This window comes from Pseudomonas sp. RG1 (assembly GCF_025910115.1).
Taxonomy (GTDB): domain Bacteria; phylum Pseudomonadota; class Gammaproteobacteria; order Pseudomonadales; family Pseudomonadaceae; genus Aquipseudomonas; species Aquipseudomonas atacamensis.
This window is the reverse complement of sequence record NZ_JAPCIK010000052.1, coordinates 23,079-40,851: the sequence shown is the minus strand read 5'-3', so window position 1 is coordinate 40,851 and position 17,773 is coordinate 23,079. Positions and strand designations below refer to the sequence as shown.

Genomic DNA, 17,773 nt, shown 5'->3' with positions numbered 1-17,773 from the left:
ATCGGGCAGTAAACCAGAGTGGTGTGCTGCCCGATAGCGTTCATCGCGGGTCAGTCGGCGGCGGGAGCTGCCGGGACCTGTATCGCGAGCTGGTCGGCCAGGCGCACGAATGCGGCCAGATCCAGTTGCTCGGGACGCAGGCTGCCATCAACGCCAGCGGCTTCGATCTCGGCGTTGCTGAGCAATTGCTTGAGGGTATTGCGCAAGGTTTTGCGGCGCTGATTGAAAGCTTCGCGCACCACGCGCTCCAGCAGCTTGTGATCCTTGGCCGGGTGCGGCAGAACCGCGTGCGGCACCAGACGAACGATTGCCGAGTCGACTTTCGGCGGTGGATTGAATGCGCCTGGGCCGACGTTGAACAGATGTTCCACGCGGCAATGGTACTGAACCATGATCGACAGACGACCCCAGTCACCGCCACCCGGGCCTGCGGCCAGGCGCTCGACCACTTCTTTCTGCAACATGAAGTGCATGTCACGAATGATGCCGGCGTTGTTCAGCAGGTGAAAAATCAGCGGCGTGGAGATGTTGTACGGCAGGTTGCCAACCACCCGCAGGCTGTTCGGCGCGGCATTCAGCGTATTGAAGTCGAACTTCAGCGCATCGCCCTGATGCAGGTTGAAATTGCTCATGCCGGCAAACTGCTGATTGAGGATCGGGATCAGATCCTTGTCCAGCTCCACTACGTCGAGTTGCGCGCCGGAGCCCAGCAAACCTTGGGTCAGCGCACCCTGACCGGGGCCGATTTCCAGCAGGCGGTCGTCAGGCTTGGCGTGGATGGAGCGCAGAATGCGGTCGATAACGCCGGCATCGTGGAGGAAGTTCTGACCAAAGCGTTTGCGCGCCTTGTGTTGGTATTGCTCGTTCATAAACGGGTCTCGGCCATCTGGTAGGCGGTTTCCAGGGCGACTTGCAGGCTGCCGGTGTCGATCCTGCCGCTGCCGGCCAGATCCAGGGCGGTGCCATGGTCGACCGAGGTGCGGATGATCGGCAGGCCCAGCGTCACGTTGACGGCAGCGCCGAAGCCTTTGTACTTGAGCACGGGCAAGCCCTGGTCGTGGTACATCGCCAGCACTGCGTCGCAGTGCTCCAGATATTTGGGGGTAAACAGAGTGTCGGCAGGCAGCGGGCCACGAAGGTCCATGCCCTCGCCGCGCAGGCGCTCTAATGTCGGTTCGATGATGTCGATTTCTTCATGGCCCAGGTGGCCGCCTTCACCGGCGTGCGGGTTGAGGCCGCAGACCAGGATGCGGGGCCGGGCGATGCCGAATTTGTCTTGCAGGTCGGCGTGCAGGATTCGCGTCACGCGCTCCAGCCGCTCCGGGGTGATCGCGTCGGCAATCTCGCGCAGAGGCAGATGCGTGGTGACCAGCGCCACGCGCAAACCGCGAGTGGCAAGCATCATCACTACTTGCGCGGTGTGCGTCAGGTCGGCGAGAAACTCAGTGTGTCCAGAGAACGCGATGCCCGACTCGTTGATTACACCTTTGTGCACCGGCGCGGTGATCATCCCGGCGAAGTCGCCGTTCAGGCAGCCGTTGCCGGCGCGGGTCAGGGTTTCGAGGACGAATGCCGCGTTGGCCTTGTCCAGTTGCCCGGCGATTACCGGTGCGCTGAGCGGGGTGTCCCAGACGTACAGGCTGTTGGCCGGTGCTGGAACATCTGGCCACTGCCCTGGCGCGACATCCAGCAGGTTGACGGCCAGCCCCAGTTGCGCGGCCCGCTCAAGGAGCAGGTCGCGGCTGGTGATGGCAATCAGGGGATGTGGCTGGGCTTGCGAAGCGAGCAGCAGGCACAGGTCGGGACCGATGCCGGCTGGTTCGCCGGGTGTCAGCGCGAAACGCTTGGGTTTCACTGCGCTGCCTGGTCTGCACCAGGGAGTTTGATCTCTACATATGCTTCGTCACGGATCTGACGCAACCAGGTCTGCAGCTCTTCGTCGTATTTGCGGTTACGCAGTACGGACATCGCTTGCTGCTCACGGGCCTGTTCGGTGCCGTCAGTGGCGCGACGGCCAAGGACTTCCAGCACGTGCCAGCCGTATTGGGTCTGGAATGGCTTGGACAGTTGACCTTGTGGGGTCGAAGCCATCACTTCGCGGAATTCCGGTACCAGCACGTTCGGGTCGATCCAGTTCAGGTCGCCACCGTTAAGGGCGGAACCCGGATCTTCCGAATAGTTTTTCGCCAGCTCGGCAAAGTCTTCGCCGGCGGTGATGCGGTCATACAACGATTGCACCAGTGCCTTGGTCTTGGCTTCGTCGCGGATCGGGCTCGGCTTGACCAGGATGTGACGCACATGCACTTCGTCGCGCATCTGCGCTTCGCCGCCACGTTTGCCCAGCAGCTTCAGAATGATGAAGCCGCCCGGTGTACGCGCAGGCTGAGTAATGTCGCCAACGGCCATGCTGCTCAATTCACGATCGAACGGCGGCGGCAGTTGCGCGGCTTTACGCCAGCCCATGTCGCCGCCTTCCAGCGCGTTGTCGCTGCCGGATTTGGCCACGGCCATCTGACCGAAGTCAGCGCCTTGCTTGAGCTGTTGGTAAACATCCATGGCCTGACGATAAGCGCTCTGAATCGCTTCAGAGTTGGCGCTTTCCGGGGTCGGAATCAGGATGTTGGCCAGGTGCAGTTCTTCGGACAGCTGCATCTTGCCCAGGTCGGAGGCGAGGAAGTTCTTCACTTCCTGCTCGGAAACCTGAATGCGCTCGGCCACACGACGCTGACGCACACGGCTGATGATCATCTCGCGCTTGATCTGATCACGGGCGTCGTCATAGTTCAGGCCATCGCGAGCCAGCGCAGCACGGAACTGATCAACAGTCATGTTGTTGCGTTGGGCGATGGTGCCGACAGCCTGGTTCAGCTCTTCGTCAGTAATGCGGATGCCCGAGCGTTCGCCGATCTGCAGTTGCAGGTTTTCGACGATCAGGCGCTCGAGCACTTGCTGATCGAGCACGCCCGGAGGCGGCAGGCCGCCACCGCGCTTGGCGATGGTCTGCTGAACTTCGTGAACGCGCTGGTCCAGTTGGCTCTGCATGACCACGTCGTTATCGACGATCGCCACCACTTTATCGATGGACTGTACGGCGGCGTTGGCCGCCGTACCCAGGAACAACGCGCCCAGCAGCACCGGGCGCAGACAATCAGAAAGCTTGGTCTTCACGTTCACGATAACCTTGAATGCCTTTGTCGAGGAAGCTCTCTACCTTGGCGCCAGTCAGGCCGCCGAGTCCCTTCAGAACAATTTGGAGGAAGATGCCATGGTCGCCTTTTTCGTTTTCCGGGGCGTTCTGACTGTTTTCGTCATAGGCGACCCAGTAACGATTGATCAGGCGCAGTTTCCAGCAGCAGTTGTCGTATTCGAAACCACCGAAGGCTTCCAGCGTGCGATTGCGGTTGTAGTCGTACTGCCAGCGGCTGATGGCGTTCCACTGTGGAACGATCGGCCAGATGACCGAGAAGTCATGCTGCTGGATCTTGTAGTAGTCCTTCACGTAGCCAGGTTGACCCGGGGTGCCATAGTCACCGCCGCCCACCGACCACTGGCCGGTGTTCTGGTCGTAACGGATCTGGTCATTGCGATAGCGATAGCCAGCGTTGATGACTTTGTTCGGGTTGTCAGCCGGCTGGTAGTGGAACATCGCACTGCCGGAGCGTGGGCTGCGGCTGTCCGGGTCCCAGTTGTAATCGGCAGTGGCGCGCCAGTCACGGTTCCAGCGGTATTCATATTCCAGCGCGTACGGCGAGACACTGGATTTGGAGTCTTCACGAGTTTTCGCATCGATACCAGGCAATTGCACTTCGCGATTCTTGAAGTAGTACGCCTGGCCTACGCTGATGCGCTGACGTTCAAATCCGTTTTCTTCGATCCAGCGACTGGTAACGCCCAGCGATAGTTTGTTCTCGTCGCCTACACGGTCGGCGCCGGAGAAGCGGTTGTCGCGGAACAGCGAAGAGTAATTGAAGGTATATTCGCTGGTGTCGAAGACCGGAATGTCTTCCTGATCTGTTTCTGGAACATAGAGGTAGAACAGGCGCGGTTCCAGAGTTTGGCGGTAATTCTTGCCGAAGTAGGAAGTATCGCGATCGAAATACAGGCCGCTGTCGATGCTGGCAATCGGGACGCCACGGCTCTGGTTGCTGTCGAACTTGCCATAAAGCTTCTGGTTTTCCGGGGACAGCGCATCAATCTGGGATTTGCCGGTACTGTCCAGATCAAGCTGATACTGCGTGTACTGATACTTCAACGATGGTTTGAGGAAACCATACGTCCAGTTCATCGGCAGGCTGACGCCCGGCTTCAGGTTCAGGCGATCACCGTTGGCGCGGGCCAGACCGGTGATGTTTGTGTCCAGACGACGTTCGGCAAAGCCATCTTCATTGATGAAGTCGCCATCACGTAGATCGCGATCGAAACGAACCAGCTCGGTCTCGTAATCGAAATTCAGACCTTCCGGATGGTACGGCAGCTGACCATTGAAGGTGATCTGCGGCAGACGACCATACGGTGTGATGTTGGAAACGGTAGCCAGCTGATATTGCTGAGCATTCAGGCGTGCGGTGTAGTTGTCGCCACGATAGCTGACCGCACCCTGCTGATTGACGAAATCATCGCTCTTCACACCAATCTGATCGGTCTGCAGATCCTGGAAGTAATACGGATCGCTGATCTTGGTGTAATCAACTTCAGTGAGCACGCGGGAGTCGAGACCGCCCTTGTGCTGCCAGTTGTACATATAGCGAGTGTCTTTGTAGTCGGACTGAAGCTTGCGATCGTCGTTCTCATCATTGAGGTACGCCGCACCGAACTGCCCTTCACTCGACTTGGTCAAGTAGCGGAACTCACCCTCTACCAGCATGCCGCGCTTGCTCATGTAGCGCGGGTACAACGTGGCGTCGTAGTTCGGCGCCAGGTTGAAGTAGTACGGGGTAACCAGCATGAAGCCGGTGTCGCTGCCCGAACCGATGGTCGGCGGCAGGAAACCTGACTGGCGGCGGTCGTCGATCGGGAAGTAGATGTACGGGGTGTACAGAATCGGGATGTCTTTGACGCGCAACGTCACGTTGGTCGCGGTACCGAAACCGGTGGCCGGGTTCAGGGTGATGTTGTTGCCCTTGAGCTGCCAGGCGTTGCTGTTCGGTTCGCACGTGGTGTACGTGCCGTCCTTCAAGCGGATGATCGCGTTTTCAGCACGCTTGGCATACAGCGCGTTACCGCGGATGCGCGATTTGTGCATCACGTATTCGGCGTTGTCGACCTTGGCTTCGCCGGTGTCGAGCTGCACATCGGCGTGGTCGCCGACGATCAGCGCGCCGTTGTCACGGATGCGCACGTTGCCGGCCAGTTCGCCACGGCTCTCGGCCTGATACAGATTGGCCTCGTCGGCTTCGACCTGCATGCTGCCCTGACGCATGATCACGTCACCGGCGAGGCTGGCGACTTGTGTGTCCTGCTCGTAACGCGACGCTTTGGCACCGATGAAGGTCGGCGCGTCACTTTTGTTCGTCTTGTCATTCATGCCAGGACGAATCGGTTCGATATAGGAACCAGAGCAGTAAGGACCGGTCTCGGCCAATTGCGCAGCGGTGAGCTTCTCGCGCGGAACCCAGTCGAGGTGACTGTAGTCTTCGCTACGGGATTTCAGGCCGCGGCCCTTGGACTCGGTGACCAGTGCGGTTTTTGCACCGGTCTCTGCGCCGGAACCGTTGTCGGCCGGGGCCTCGCCAGCAGAGCTGACGGCACTGCCGTCATGCACCGGGCGCGGCGGCAATGCCGCGGCGGGCGACTTGGGCGCACAGTCCCAGCCACCCGTAGCCGAGACGGAGCAGTCATACTGCTCGGCGGCAACAACGAATTGACTGGCCAGAGGTTGCATAGCCAGCAGACTGCCGGTTACCAACAACGGAAATTTTTTACGAAACGCGGGGGATTTCAATGCCATCTTATTAGTCCGGGCTTCCTGCGTGCCATCTGCCCGCGGTGTGGGCCGCACGCCTCTCGATGGTCTGAAAAAGATGCTGGATAATAAAGCATGACCCGCTTGACGGCTAGCGCCGTCGGAGACCCTTGCAATGCCTGACCAAGATGTACGCTTGCAACACCTGAAAGTTTGGCTCGATGAGCAGTTGGCAAAGCTGTTTGCCGAGCAGGGCTGGGGCACCGTGCCCCCGGCCACGTTGACCGCGGCCAGCAGCGACGCGAGTTTTCGCCGCTACTTCCGCTGGGAGGGCGATGGCCGCAGCTTCGTCGTGATGGACGCGCCGCCGCCCCAGGAAAACTGCAAACCGTTCGTGGATATCGCTTTTTTGCTGGCGAAATCCGGGATTAATGTGCCGAAAATTTACGCCGAAGACCTCGAGCGCGGTTTTCTTTTGCTCAATGACCTGGGCAACAAGACCTATCTCGACGTGATCGATGGCGAAAATGCCGACGCGTTATTCCACGATGCCCTGCAAGCGCTGTTGGCTTTTCAACAGTTGCCGATGGTTGCGCCGTTGCCCAGTTACGACGTCGCCCTATTGCGTCGCGAGCTTGAGTTGTTCCCCGAGTGGTACGTCAAACGCGAGCTGGGCGTCGAGTTCGATGCGGCCCAGCAGCAACAATGGCAGCACATCAGCGAGTTGCTGATCGACAGCGCGCTGGCGCAGCCGAAAGTGCTGGTGCACCGCGACTACATGCCGCGCAACCTGATGCTCAGCGAGCCCAACCCTGGCGTGCTGGATTTCCAGGACGCGGTGTACGGCCCGGTGACGTACGACGTCACCTGCCTGTTCAAGGATGCTTTCCTCAGCTGGCCGGAAGAACGTGTACGCGGCTGGCTGGAAAGTTACTGGCAGCAGGCCTCGGCACTGGACATTCCGGTGCAGGCCGACTTCGAAGACTTCCTGCGCGCCAGCGACCTGATGGGCGTGCAGCGTCACCTCAAAGTCATCGGCATCTTCGCGCGCATCTGCCACCGCGATGGCAAGCCACGCTATCTGGCCGACGTGCCGCGCTTCTTCTCTTATATAGAAGCAGTGATTGCCCGCCGTCCTGAACTGGCGGAGCTGCAAGCGCTGTTCAGCAGCTTGCGTGCTGGAGCGACGGCATGAAGGCAATGATCCTGGCGGCGGGCAAAGGCGAGCGCATGCGCCCGCTGACCCTGACCACACCGAAACCGCTGGTGCGTGCCGCTGGCGTGCCGCTGATCGAGTATCACCTGCGCGCCCTCGCGGCCGCAGGTTTCACCGAAATCGTCATCAACCACGCCTGGCTCGGTCAGCAGATCGAGGATCATCTGGGCGACGGTTCGCGTTTCGGCCTGAGTATTCAGTACTCGCCGGAAGGCGAGCCGCTGGAGACCGGTGGCGGGATTTTCCGTGCGCTGTCGTTACTGGGTGACGATGCGTTTCTGGTGGTCAACGGCGACATCTGGACCGATTACGACTTCAGCGTGCTGCACCAGCCGATCAATGGCCTGGCGCATCTGGTGCTGGCCGACAATCCGGCGCATCACCCGAAAGGCGACTTCACTCTCATCGACGGCAAAGTGCAGGATGGCGAGCCTGATGCGCAGACGCTGACTTACAGCGGCATCGCCGTGCTGCATCCGCAGTTGTTCGATGGTTGCAGCGCTGGCGCGTTCAAGCTCGCGCCGCTGCTACGCAACGCCATGGCCAAAGGTGAAGTGACGGGCGAGCGGTTGAAGGGGCATTGGGTAGATGTTGGTACCTACGAGCGTCTGGCCGAAGCCGAAGCCTTGATAGAAGCGAGTCGCTGAGATGCTGTGGCCAGGGACTCTGATTGGAGCCGGAGTGGGGTACGCGATTGCCAGCATTCCGGGGGCCATGCTTGGGGCGTTGTTGGGGCAGGCGCTGGATCGGCGCCTGCACTTGCAGAGCTGGGGACACTTACGCGAAAAGCTCGGCGGCCGGCCGATGCTGCGCAACGACGAACTGCTGTTCGTGTTGCTCGGGCGTCTGGCCAAGCGCGACGGGCGCGTCACTGACGGGCATATCCAGCAGGCGCGCAACGAAATGCGCGCGCTGGAAATGAGCGAGCCGGCGACACGGCGGGCCATTGCTGCATTCAATCGCGGCAAGTCCGGCAGCGACAATCTGCGCGGCTATCTGCGTCGTTTGAGTGCGCAACCGCATGCGGCTGAAGGCGTGTTGCGCGCCTGTTGGCGAATGGTCTGGGCTGATGGTCGCGCCGGGGTCAGCGAACGCGAGTTGCTGGCGCAGTGGGGCAAGTGGCTCGGCTGGACGGCGCAGCAGGTGCAGGCATTGGCCAGCGATTACGAGCCGGGCAAGCGGCCGATCGTCAGTGCGGCAGTGAGCTATCAGGAGGCGATGAAGCTGCTTGGTGTGTCAGCGAGCAGCGAGCCGGCACAGATCAAGCGCGCTTACCGGCGATTGCTCAGTCGCCATCACCCGGACAAGATCGCCGGCAGTGGCGCGACCCCGGCACAGGTGCGTGAGGCGACCGAGCGGACGCGGGAATTGCATAGCGCTTATACGCTGATTCGCGAGCGGCGGGATTTTCGCTAGGCGTTAGAGGGTTGTTGTTTGTGCGGCTCTCTTCGCGAGCAGGCCCGCTCCCACATTGAATTTTGCATAGATCCAATGTGGGAGCGAGCCTGCTCGCGAATTTAGGGCGACTCGGTGTGACAGTCAGTCAACAGCCTGAGGATTCAACCAGCCCCGCACCCGCCGAAACAGTTGTTCCTGCTCAGCCTTCTTGTCCGGCAACACCTTCAGCGCCACCTGGCTGAACGCCGAGGTCTTCAGACGTTTGCTCGCTTGCATGCGCTCCAGCGCCGCGTTGCGATCCAGCGCTTTGTCCATGTAGAAAATATCCACAGTCGGCAGCTTCAGCGTCGGTGTCAGTTCGGCGAGTGGCGGCAGGGCTTTGGCCGGTGCTTGCGCGTCAACCATCACCAGTTTCTCCACCTGCGGCGTCTGCCGCTCGGTCAGAAAACGCGCCGCCCAATAAGCGCCGGTGCCGTGGCCGAGCACGACAATGCTGCGCGCGCTCTGCTGTTCGGCGTAGGCAATCGCCGCGTCGATGCGTCCGAAGATGCGATCGGCATCGGCCTTGGCTTGTTCTTCGCTGGTCTCGGCGACCACCTGTTCGGCAACTTCCGCTTCCCCACCAGCGGCTTGCTCGATCGGTTGCGCGGTGGTGGCGTCTTTGCTTGTGGTTTCCGGGGCTTTCGGCGCCGCGGCCGGTTCGATCACGCGCGGAGCAATGGCGTCGCCTTGCAGATCCGGCAGGGTGATACTCAGGCTGCTCCACTCGACGTCCGGCAATTTGCGTCGCAACGGGCCGATTGCCTGCGGCCAGTCAGCGGTTTCGCCGGCACCGGGAACGATGATCACCGCGCCTTTGGGGTCGGCGCTGTTGGCCGGTTTCCACAGGGCGAGGAAGGTGTCGCTGCCAGCCTGCAGTTGTTGCTGCTCTTGCGCCGGCAGTTTACGTTGCAGTGCGGCGGCCTCTTCCTGACTACGCTCAAGCAGTGGCTGGCGCTCGGCCGGTTTTTCTTCGGCGGGTTTATCCGTGGCGGCAGGCGCCGGGTCGGCGGCTTCGACGGAAAACGCACAAGGCAGGATCAGCGACAGGCACAATGCTGGCAGTGCCAGGCGGTAGACAGAGGGCATTGGTTATTCCAGGCCAGAAAAGTATCCCGGCAGCCTAATGGGTTGGTCAGAATTTGTCAGTGTATGAGACTTCAATGAAGCGATTTTGCTGCCTGTGGGTTATCGGCTGTTTGTGGTTTCCCTTGATGGGCTGGGCGGCGCCTGCGCCACCGGATCATGCCGCGCAATTGTCGCCAGAGCAGCAGCAATGGCTGGCGCAGCACAACGAATTGCGCGTCGGCCTGGTCTTGCAGGCGCCCTACGCGACCTACGATCGGCGCCTGCAGCGATTGTCCGGGGCCAATGTCGAGTTGATGAAACTGCTGGCCAACACCCTCGGCGTGGAACTGAGCTGGCGCAACTTTCAGGATCTGGGGGCATTGGAAAACGCTTTGCGCGAGGGCGAGATCGACATCGCTCCGGGCCTCAGCCAGACCCCGAGCGCGCTGCGCCTCTGGCAGTTTTCCGACCCGTACATGCGCGTGCCGCAACTGGTGGTCAGCGACCAGAAAAGCAGCGGCGCGGTCGATCTGGAAAAGCTCGACAGCCAGACCCGCGTCGCCGTGCGCATGCCGAGCAGCACCGCCGATTACCTGCGCAGCAACTATCCGCACTTGAATTTGCAGGGCGTGCCGCTGGAACGGCAAGCGTTGCAACTGCTGTTGAGTCAGCAAGCCTCCTACGCGGTGGTCGACGAAGCACAGTTGGGCCGGCTGTCGGTGGAGCCGGAGTTTGCCGAACTGGTGGTGGTCGGCGATATCGGCCTGCCGCAACTGCTGCGTGTGGCCTCGCGGCGCGATTGGCCGGAACTGGCCGGCATCGTCCAGAGCGCCTTGCGCGCGATCCCGGCCAAGGATCTGGAACAGTTGCACAACCAATGGCTGCAGCCGAAATACCCACGGCTGACCGAATCGCCGGGGTTCTGGCAGAACCTCAGCCTGTTGTTCGCGGTGATGCTGCTCAGTTGCGCGGCGATCGTGGCGTGGCAGCGTCGCCAACAGCGCAGCCTCGAACAACGCCTGCTCAGCGCCCGCGAAGACATTGCGTTGCGCGCGGCCAGTGAAGAGGCGCTGCGACTGACGCAGTTTTCCATCGACCAAAGCACCGTCGGCATTCTCTGGGTCAATTGGGACAGCCATGTGCGTTACGCCAACCGCGCGGCGGAAAACATGCTTGGTTATCCCTCGGGCGGGCTGATCGAACGGCCGCTGATCGATTTCGAGCCCGGCCTGCACATGGATCGCTGGCTCAATCTGTGGAAGCGTGCACGGGCCAGTGAAGAAGGGCCCTTGAGCTTCGAAACCAGTTGCCTGCGCGCCGATGGCAGCGTGTTGCCGGCGGACGTTTCCCTGAGCTTCCTGCGTTTTCGCGACAGTGAATATCTGGTGGTCTACCTCACCGACGTCACCGACCGCCGCCGCGCGCTCGCCGCTTTGCAGGAAAGCGAGGCGCGCCTGCAAGGCATCGCCGCCAACGTTCCGGGTCTGGTGTTCAGGCTGGAGCGGGCACCGGTCACCGGGCAGATCGACTTTGCCTACATCAGCGAGGGCAGCGAAAGTCTGGTCGGTTATGCGCCGGCCGCCATCGCTCATCGCGACATGGGCTTGCGCAGCCTCGTGCACCCCGACGACAAGGCCAGCTATCACCGCACCCAGGATCAGGCGCTGGATACCGACAGCGACTGGTCGTGGCAGGGCCGCATCGTCACGCGCCAGGGTGAGCAGCGCTGGGCCGAGATCAAGGCGATCACCCGCCAACTGGAAGACGGCGCCTATGTGTGGGACGGCATCGTCTGGGACATTAGCGAAAGCAAACGCATCGAGCTGGAACTGGCGGCCTCGCGCGAGCAACTGCGCGAATTGTCGGCGCACCTGGAGAGCGTGCGCGAAGAAGAGAAGGCGCGCATCGCCCGGGAAGTTCATGATGAGTTGGGGCAGATGCTCACCGTGCTGAAACTGGAGACATCGATGTGCGAATTGGCCTACGCGCAACTCGATCCGGGACTCAACGAGCGGCTCAACAGCATGAAGCGCCTGATCGCACAGTTATTTCAGCTGGTGCGCGATGTGGCGACGGCGTTGCGCCCGCCGATCCTTGATGCCGGGATTGCCTCGGCCATCGAGTGGCAGGCTCGGCGTTTCGAGGCGCGCACACAGATACCGTGTCTGGTGCAGGTGCCGGACAACCTGCCGGCACTCAGCGATGCCAAAGCGGTGGGGCTGTTCCGGATTTTGCAGGAGGCGCTGACCAACGTGATGCGCCATGCTCAGGCGCACACGGTGGAGCTGACGCTGGAGCTTGCGGGCGATGAATTGTGTCTGACCGTCAGCGATGATGGCGTAGGATTTGTCGCGGCCGAGGGTAGGCCGACGTCGTTTGGCCTGGTCGGCATGCGTGAGCGGGTGCTGATCATGGGCGGGCGGCTGGAGCTGGTGAGTGAGCCGGGGGAGGGCACCAGTCTGGTGGTGCGAGTGCCGGTGAGTGAGGTTTGACATGTTGCGGTGTCTGGACTGGCGCCTTCGCGAGCAAGCTCGCTCCCACAGGGATTGGTGTGTACCTGAAATCTGGAGAAGAACGTGATCCGTGTACTGGTAGCCGAAGACCACACCATCGTCCGTGAAGGCATCAAGCAATTGATCGGCCTGGCCAAGGATCTGCAAGTCGTGGGGGAGGCGAGCAATGGCGAGCAACTGCTCGAAACCCTGCGCAGCGTGCCGTGCGAGGTGGTGTTGCTGGACATCTCCATGCCCGGGGTCAATGGCCTGGAAGCGATCCCGCGCATACGGGCGCTGAACAATCCGCCGGCAATTCTGGTGCTGTCGATGCACGACGAAGCGCAAATGGCCGCGCGCGCGTTGAAGGTCGGCGCGGCCGGGTATGCGACCAAGGACAGCGATCCGGCGCTGCTGCTCACGGCGATCCGCAAAGTCGCGGCGGGCGGGCGCTACATTGACCCGGAGCTGGCCGACCGCATGGTCTTCGAAGTCGGCCTGACCGATACCCGGCCGCTGCATTCGCTGTTGTCAGAACGCGAATTCTCGGTGTTCGAACGCCTGGCCCAGGGCGCCAACGTCAACGACATCGCCCAGCAACTGGCCTTGAGCAGCAAGACCATCAGCACCCACAAGGCGCGGCTGATGCAGAAGCTCAACATCACCTCGCTGGCCGAACTGGTGAAATATGCGATGGAGCACAAACTTCTCTGAACCCACCTCAAAAACCTGTGGGAGCTGGCTTGCCAGCGATGAGGGCATGTCAGTCACATAAATGTCGGCTGACCCACCGCTATCGCTGGCAAGCCAGCTCCCACAGGTTTCGTTGTTTAACCCTCGATTGTGGGCATATCCATTAGCGACAAGCGCTTTTGCCTGTTCTTGCCGCTTGCAGCTTGCCCCTTGCCGCTGCGCTTGCCCAAACGCGCCATCCTTGTAGGGCAATCCCTACCCCCAACCTTCCATTACGCTTAAGCGATTCTCTCCTGCGCCCCGATTTGCGTGGCCGCCGCCAGCCACTAGGCTTGATGAACAAGCAGTCATCAACAACAAAGGTGTGGGTATGAGCCAGGTCGATACAAGCGCAGGGACCAGTGATGTGCTGGTCAGCTTTCGTGGTGTGCAGAAGAGCTACGACGGCGAGAACCTGATCGTCAAAGACCTCAACCTGGACATTCGCAAGGGCGAATTCCTCACCCTGCTCGGGCCGTCCGGTTCCGGCAAGACCACCAGCCTGATGATGCTCGCCGGTTTCGAAACGCCGACCGCCGGTGAAATCCTCCTGTCCGGGCGTTCGATCAACAACGTGCCGCCGCACAAGCGCGATATCGGCATGGTGTTCCAGAACTACGCGCTGTTCCCGCACATGACTGTCGCGGAGAACCTTGCTTTCCCGTTGACCGTGCGCGGCTTGAACAAAAGCGATGTCAGCGAGCGGGTGAAGAAAGTCCTCAGCATGGTTCAGCTCGATGCCTTCGCTTCGCGCTATCCGGCGCAGTTGTCCGGTGGTCAGCAGCAACGTGTGGCACTGGCCCGCGCGCTGGTGTTCGAGCCGCAACTGGTGCTGATGGACGAGCCGCTGGGCGCCCTCGACAAACAACTGCGTGAACACATGCAGATGGAGATCAAGCACCTGCACCAGCGCCTCGGCGTGACCGTGGTCTACGTAACCCACGATCAGGGTGAAGCACTGACCATGTCCGACCGCGTCGCGGTGTTCCATCAGGGCGAGATCCAGCAGATCGCGCCACCGCGCACGCTCTACGAAGAGCCGAAAAACACCTTTGTCGCCAACTTCATTGGCGAGAACAACCGCCTCAACGGCCGCCTGCTCAGCCAGAGTGGCGAGCGCTGCGTGGTCGAGTTGGGGCGTGGCGAAAAGGTCGAGGCGCTGGCCGTCAACGTTGGCCAGACCGGCGAACCGGTGACTCTGTCGATCCGACCGGAGCGCGTCAGCCTCAACGGTTCGAGCGATCAATGCGTCAACCGCTTCTCAGGGAGGGTGGCGGAATTCATCTATCTGGGCGACCACGTCCGGGTGCGCCTGGAAGTCTGCGGCAAGACCGACTTCTTCGTGAAACAACCGATTGCCGAGCTCGATCCTGCGCTCAGCGTCGGCGACGTGGTACCGCTTGGCTGGCAGGTCGAGCACGTTCGCGCGCTCGATCCGCTTTTAGAGGCGCACTAAGCGCCCCGGCAATACCAACACCAACCCTGCACGTGGAGAGAACAATAAATGTTGAGATCCCTGAAGTTCACCGCCCTGACTCTGGGCCTGATGGGTGCGACCGGCGCAATGGCCGCCGGCCCGGACTTGACCGTGGTGTCGTTTGGCGGGGCGAACAAGGCGGCGCAAGTCAAAGCCTTCTATGCACCGTGGGAAGCGGCGGGTAACGGTAAGATCGTTGCCGGCGAATACAACGGCGAAATGGCCAAGGTCAAAGCCATGGTCGACACCAAGAGCGTGTCGTGGGATCTGGTCGAAGTTGAATCGCCAGAGCTGTCCCGTGGTTGCGACGAAGACATGTTCGAGCAGCTCGATCCTGCGCTGTTCGGCAAAACCGAAGACTACGTCAAGGGCGCCATTCAGCCGTGCGGCGTGGGCTTCTTCGTTTGGTCGACCGTTTTGGCCTACAACGCCGACAAACTGAAAACAGCACCGACCAGTTGGGCGGATTTCTGGGACACGAAGAAATTCCCGGGCAAGCGCGGCCTGCGCAAAGGCGCCAAGTACACCCTCGAATTCGCGCTGATGGCCGATGGTGTGGCGCCGAAAGACGTCTACAAAGAGCTCGCGAGCAAGGGCGGCCAGGATCGGGCGTTCAAGAAACTCGATGAGCTCAAGCCAAGCATTCAGTGGTGGGAAGCCGGCGCCCAACCGCCGCAGTACCTCGCTTCCGGTGACGTTGTCATGAGCTCGGCCTACAACGGTCGCATCGCGGCGGTGCAGAAAGAATCCAACCTGAAAGTGGTGTGGAACGGCGGCATCTACGACTTCGACGCCTGGGCAATCCCGAAAGGTCTGGACGCCAAGCGCGCCGAAGCGGCGAAGAAATTCATCGCCTTCTCGGTGCAGCCGCAGCAGCAGAAGACCTACTCGGAAAACATCGCCTACGGCCCGGCCAACACCCAAGCCGTGCCGCTGCTGGCCAAGGATGTCCTGAAAGACATGCCGACCACCCCGGAAAACATCGCCAACCAGGTGCAGATCGACGTCAGCTTCTGGGCTGATAACGGTGAGCAGTTGGAGCAGCGCTTCAATTCCTGGGCCGCCAAATAACCACTTATTTACCTGTATGGAGATGGCAAGGGGGCTTTTGTGGCGAGGGGATTTATCCCCGTTGGGTTGCGAAGCAGCCCCGAAGCCATACCCGCTCGGTGGGTCAGGTAAACCGCATTCTCAGGTTTTACGACTGCTGCGCAGCCGAACGGGGATAAATCCCCTCGCCACAAAGGTTCGCTGCCACAGGAAGGCTCGCTCCCACAGGTAGCAGTGTTTCAACGCAACAGAGGTGGTTCGCCACCTCTGTAACGATCAAAGATTTGCGGAGTACGTCATGGCCATCGCCGTTCCCCTGAACGAGGGCGCCAGCCCCACCTTGAAGCAGAAGCTCAAGCACGCCGAGCGGGTCAACCGCTGGAAGGCCCAGGCGCTGATTGCTCCGCTGGTGCTGTTTCTGCTGCTGGTGTTTCTGGTGCCGATCGTGGCGCTGCTCTATAAAAGCGTCGGCAACCCGGAAGTGGTTGGCGGCATGCCGCGCACTGTCACTGCCATCGCCAGTTGGGACGGCCGTGGTCTGCCCGCCGAACCGGTGTACAAGGCTGCCAGCGAAGACCTCGCCGAAGCCCGCAAAAACCAGACGCTGGGCGATCTGTCCAAGCGCTTGAACATGGAGTTGGCCGGCTACCGCAGCCTGCTGACCAAAACCGCCCGGGCGCTGCCGTTCGCCAGCGAACCGGCCTCTTATAAAGAAGCGCTGGAAGCGCTCGACGAACGCTGGGGCGACCCGGCCTACTGGCAAGCGGTGAAACGCAACACCAGCAGCATCACTCCGTATTACCTGCTGGCGGCGGTCGATCACCGTATCGATGATCTCGGCGAACTGGCCCCGGCCACCCCGGATCAAGCGATCTACCTCGACATCTTCGCCCGCACCTTCTGGATGGGCCTGGTCATCACCGTGATCTGCCTGCTGCTCGCCTATCCACTGGCCTACCTGCTGGCGAACCTGCCTTCGCGGCAGAGCAACCTGCTGATGATCCTGGTGCTGCTGCCGTTCTGGACTTCGATTCTGGTGCGGGTCGCAGCGTGGATCGTGCTGCTGCAATCCGGCGGTCTGATCAACAGTGCGCTGCTGGCCATGGGCATCATCGATAAACCGCTGGAACTGGTGTTCAACCGCACCGGCGTATACATCTCGATGGTGCACATTCTGCTGCCGTTCATGATTCTGCCGATCTACAGCGTGATGAAAGGCATCTCGCCCACCTACATGCGCGCGGCGATTTCCCTCGGCTGTCATCCGTTCGCCAGTTTCTGGCGGGTGTACTTCCCGCAGACCTACGCTGGTGTCGGCGCCGGCTGCCTGTTGGTGTTCATCCTTGCGATTGGCTACTACATCACCCCGGCGCTGCTCGGCAGCCCGAACGACCAAATGGTCAGTTACTTCGTCGCCTTCTACACCAACACCAGCATCAACTGGGGCATGGCCACTGCGCTCGGCGGGCTGCTGTTGCTGGCGACCGTGGTGCTTTATCTGATCTACAGCTGGCTGGTCGGCGCCAGTCGCCTGCGCCTGAGCTAAGGGGAATTTGCGATGCTGAGTCCTTACATGTCGCCCATCGAACGGGTGTGGTTCTACAGCCTGCGGATTCTCTGCGGCCTGATTCTGTTGTTCCTGATCCTGCCGGTGCTGGTGATCATTCCGCTGTCGTTCAACTCGGGGAGTTTCCTGGTCTATCCGCTGCAAGGTTTCTCGCTGCAGTGGTACCACGACTTCTTCGCCTCGGCGGAATGGATGCGTGCGCTGAAGAACAGCATCATCGTCGCTCCGGCGGCGACGGTGCTGGCGATGATCTTCGGCACCCTGGCGGCGATCGGCCTGACCCGTGGCGACTTCCCTGGCAAGTCACTGGTGATGGCACTGGTGATTTCACCGATGGTGGTGCCGGTGGTGATCATCGGCGTGGCGAGTTATCTGTTCTTCGCGCCGCTGGGGCTGGGTAACAGCTTCTTCTCGCTGATCGTCGTGCATGCGGTATTGGGTGTGCCGTTTGTGATCATCACCGTGTCGGCGACGTTGCAGGGGTTTAATCACAACCTGGTGCGTGCTGCTGCGAGTCTCGGTGCATCGCCGCTGACTGCATTCCGCCGGGTGACCTTGCCGCTGATTGCGCCGGGAGTGATTTCCGGGGCGCTGTTTGCCTTTGCCACTTCTTTCGATGAAGTGGTGGTGACGCTGTTCCTTGCCGGGCCCGAGCAGGCGACATTGCCTCGGCAGATGTTCAGCGGGATTCGCGAAAACCTCAGCCCGACGATTGCAGCGGCAGCGACGTTGCTGATTGCCTTCTCGGTGATCTTGCTGCTGACGCTGGAATGGCTGCGCGGGCGCAGCGAGAAACTGCGTACTGCGCAGGTCTGAGATCAAGGTCAAAAGC

The 17,773-nt window shown here is 61.0% G+C and carries 14 protein-coding genes; 9 read left to right on the top strand and 5 right to left on the bottom strand.

Going from position 1 to position 17,773, the window contains the following annotated elements:
- Positions 1-50 precede the first annotated feature (50 nt).
- Genes rsmA through OK411_RS25465 form a run of 4 tightly spaced genes read right to left on the bottom strand, consistent with a single transcriptional unit; the run spans position 51 to position 5,947 of the window.
- Complete coding sequence (rsmA, locus tag OK411_RS25480) at positions 51-869, bottom strand: 16S rRNA (adenine(1518)-N(6)/adenine(1519)-N(6))-dimethyltransferase RsmA (RefSeq protein WP_041476699.1); 819 nt, start codon at positions 867-869, stop codon at positions 51-53.
- Positions 866-1,855: a 4-hydroxythreonine-4-phosphate dehydrogenase PdxA gene (gene pdxA, locus OK411_RS25475; RefSeq protein WP_136493051.1), complete on the bottom strand. Its 990-nt coding sequence runs from the start codon at positions 1,853-1,855 to the stop codon at positions 866-868. Before pdxA ends, rsmA begins: the two co-directional genes overlap by 4 nt.
- Positions 1,852-3,174, bottom strand: coding sequence for a peptidylprolyl isomerase SurA (gene surA / locus OK411_RS25470; RefSeq protein ID WP_177421654.1), 1,323 nt, complete (start codon positions 3,172-3,174; stop codon positions 1,852-1,854). Before surA ends, pdxA begins: the two co-directional genes overlap by 4 nt.
- Positions 3,149-5,947 carry an LPS-assembly protein LptD gene (locus OK411_RS25465; protein ID WP_217878915.1) on the bottom strand — a complete coding sequence of 933 codons (2,799 nt, stop codon included), beginning with the start codon at positions 5,945-5,947 and terminating at the stop codon, positions 3,149-3,151. Before OK411_RS25465 ends, surA begins: the two co-directional genes overlap by 26 nt.
- Before the next feature lie 130 nt (positions 5,948-6,077).
- Here OK411_RS25465 and OK411_RS25460 point away from each other — a divergent pair, with 130 nt between their 5' ends.
- The 3 genes from OK411_RS25460 to OK411_RS25450 are packed head-to-tail and all read left to right on the top strand — an operon-like array spanning position 6,078 to position 8,534.
- Positions 6,078-7,097, top strand: coding sequence for an aminoglycoside phosphotransferase family protein (locus OK411_RS25460; protein ID WP_016772900.1), 1,020 nt, complete (start codon positions 6,078-6,080; stop codon positions 7,095-7,097).
- Positions 7,094-7,765: an N-acetylmuramate alpha-1-phosphate uridylyltransferase MurU gene (gene murU, locus OK411_RS25455; protein ID WP_264365846.1), complete on the top strand. Its 672-nt coding sequence runs from the start codon at positions 7,094-7,096 to the stop codon at positions 7,763-7,765. The genes OK411_RS25460 and murU overlap by 4 nt, the downstream gene beginning before the upstream one ends.
- Position 7,766: 1 nt before the next feature.
- Complete coding sequence (locus OK411_RS25450; protein ID WP_264365845.1) at positions 7,767-8,534, top strand: TerB family tellurite resistance protein; 768 nt, start codon at positions 7,767-7,769, stop codon at positions 8,532-8,534.
- A gap of 123 nt (positions 8,535-8,657) precedes the next feature.
- Here OK411_RS25450 and OK411_RS25445 read toward each other — a convergent pair whose 3' ends face one another.
- Positions 8,658-9,644 (bottom strand): alpha/beta hydrolase family protein, encoded by a 987-nt coding sequence (locus tag OK411_RS25445; RefSeq protein WP_264365844.1) that lies wholly within the window; start codon positions 9,642-9,644, stop codon positions 8,658-8,660.
- Positions 9,645-9,718: 74 nt separating this feature from the next.
- Between OK411_RS25445 and OK411_RS25440 the strand changes: the two genes are divergently transcribed.
- From OK411_RS25440 to OK411_RS25415, 6 genes are all read left to right on the top strand, one after another.
- Positions 9,719-12,115 carry a PAS domain S-box protein gene (locus OK411_RS25440; protein ID WP_136493047.1) on the top strand — a complete coding sequence of 799 codons (2,397 nt, stop codon included), beginning with the start codon at positions 9,719-9,721 and terminating at the stop codon, positions 12,113-12,115.
- An 84-nt stretch (positions 12,116-12,199) separates the two neighbouring features.
- Entirely contained in the window at positions 12,200-12,829 is a 630-nt protein-coding gene (locus OK411_RS25435; protein WP_003228820.1) for a response regulator transcription factor, read from the top strand.
- A gap of 349 nt (positions 12,830-13,178) precedes the next feature.
- Positions 13,179-14,303 (top strand): ABC transporter ATP-binding protein, encoded by a 1,125-nt coding sequence (locus OK411_RS25430; RefSeq protein ID WP_041476689.1) that lies wholly within the window; start codon positions 13,179-13,181, stop codon positions 14,301-14,303.
- A gap of 48 nt (positions 14,304-14,351) precedes the next feature.
- Entirely contained in the window at positions 14,352-15,395 is a 1,044-nt protein-coding gene (locus OK411_RS25425; protein ID WP_016772907.1) for an ABC transporter substrate-binding protein, read from the top strand.
- A 277-nt stretch (positions 15,396-15,672) separates the two neighbouring features.
- Complete coding sequence (locus tag OK411_RS25420) at positions 15,673-16,920, top strand: ABC transporter permease (protein ID WP_016772908.1); 1,248 nt, start codon at positions 15,673-15,675, stop codon at positions 16,918-16,920.
- A 12-nt stretch (positions 16,921-16,932) separates the two neighbouring features.
- Entirely contained in the window at positions 16,933-17,757 is an 825-nt protein-coding gene (locus tag OK411_RS25415) for an ABC transporter permease (RefSeq protein WP_016772909.1), read from the top strand.
- Positions 17,758-17,773 lie beyond the last annotated feature (16 nt).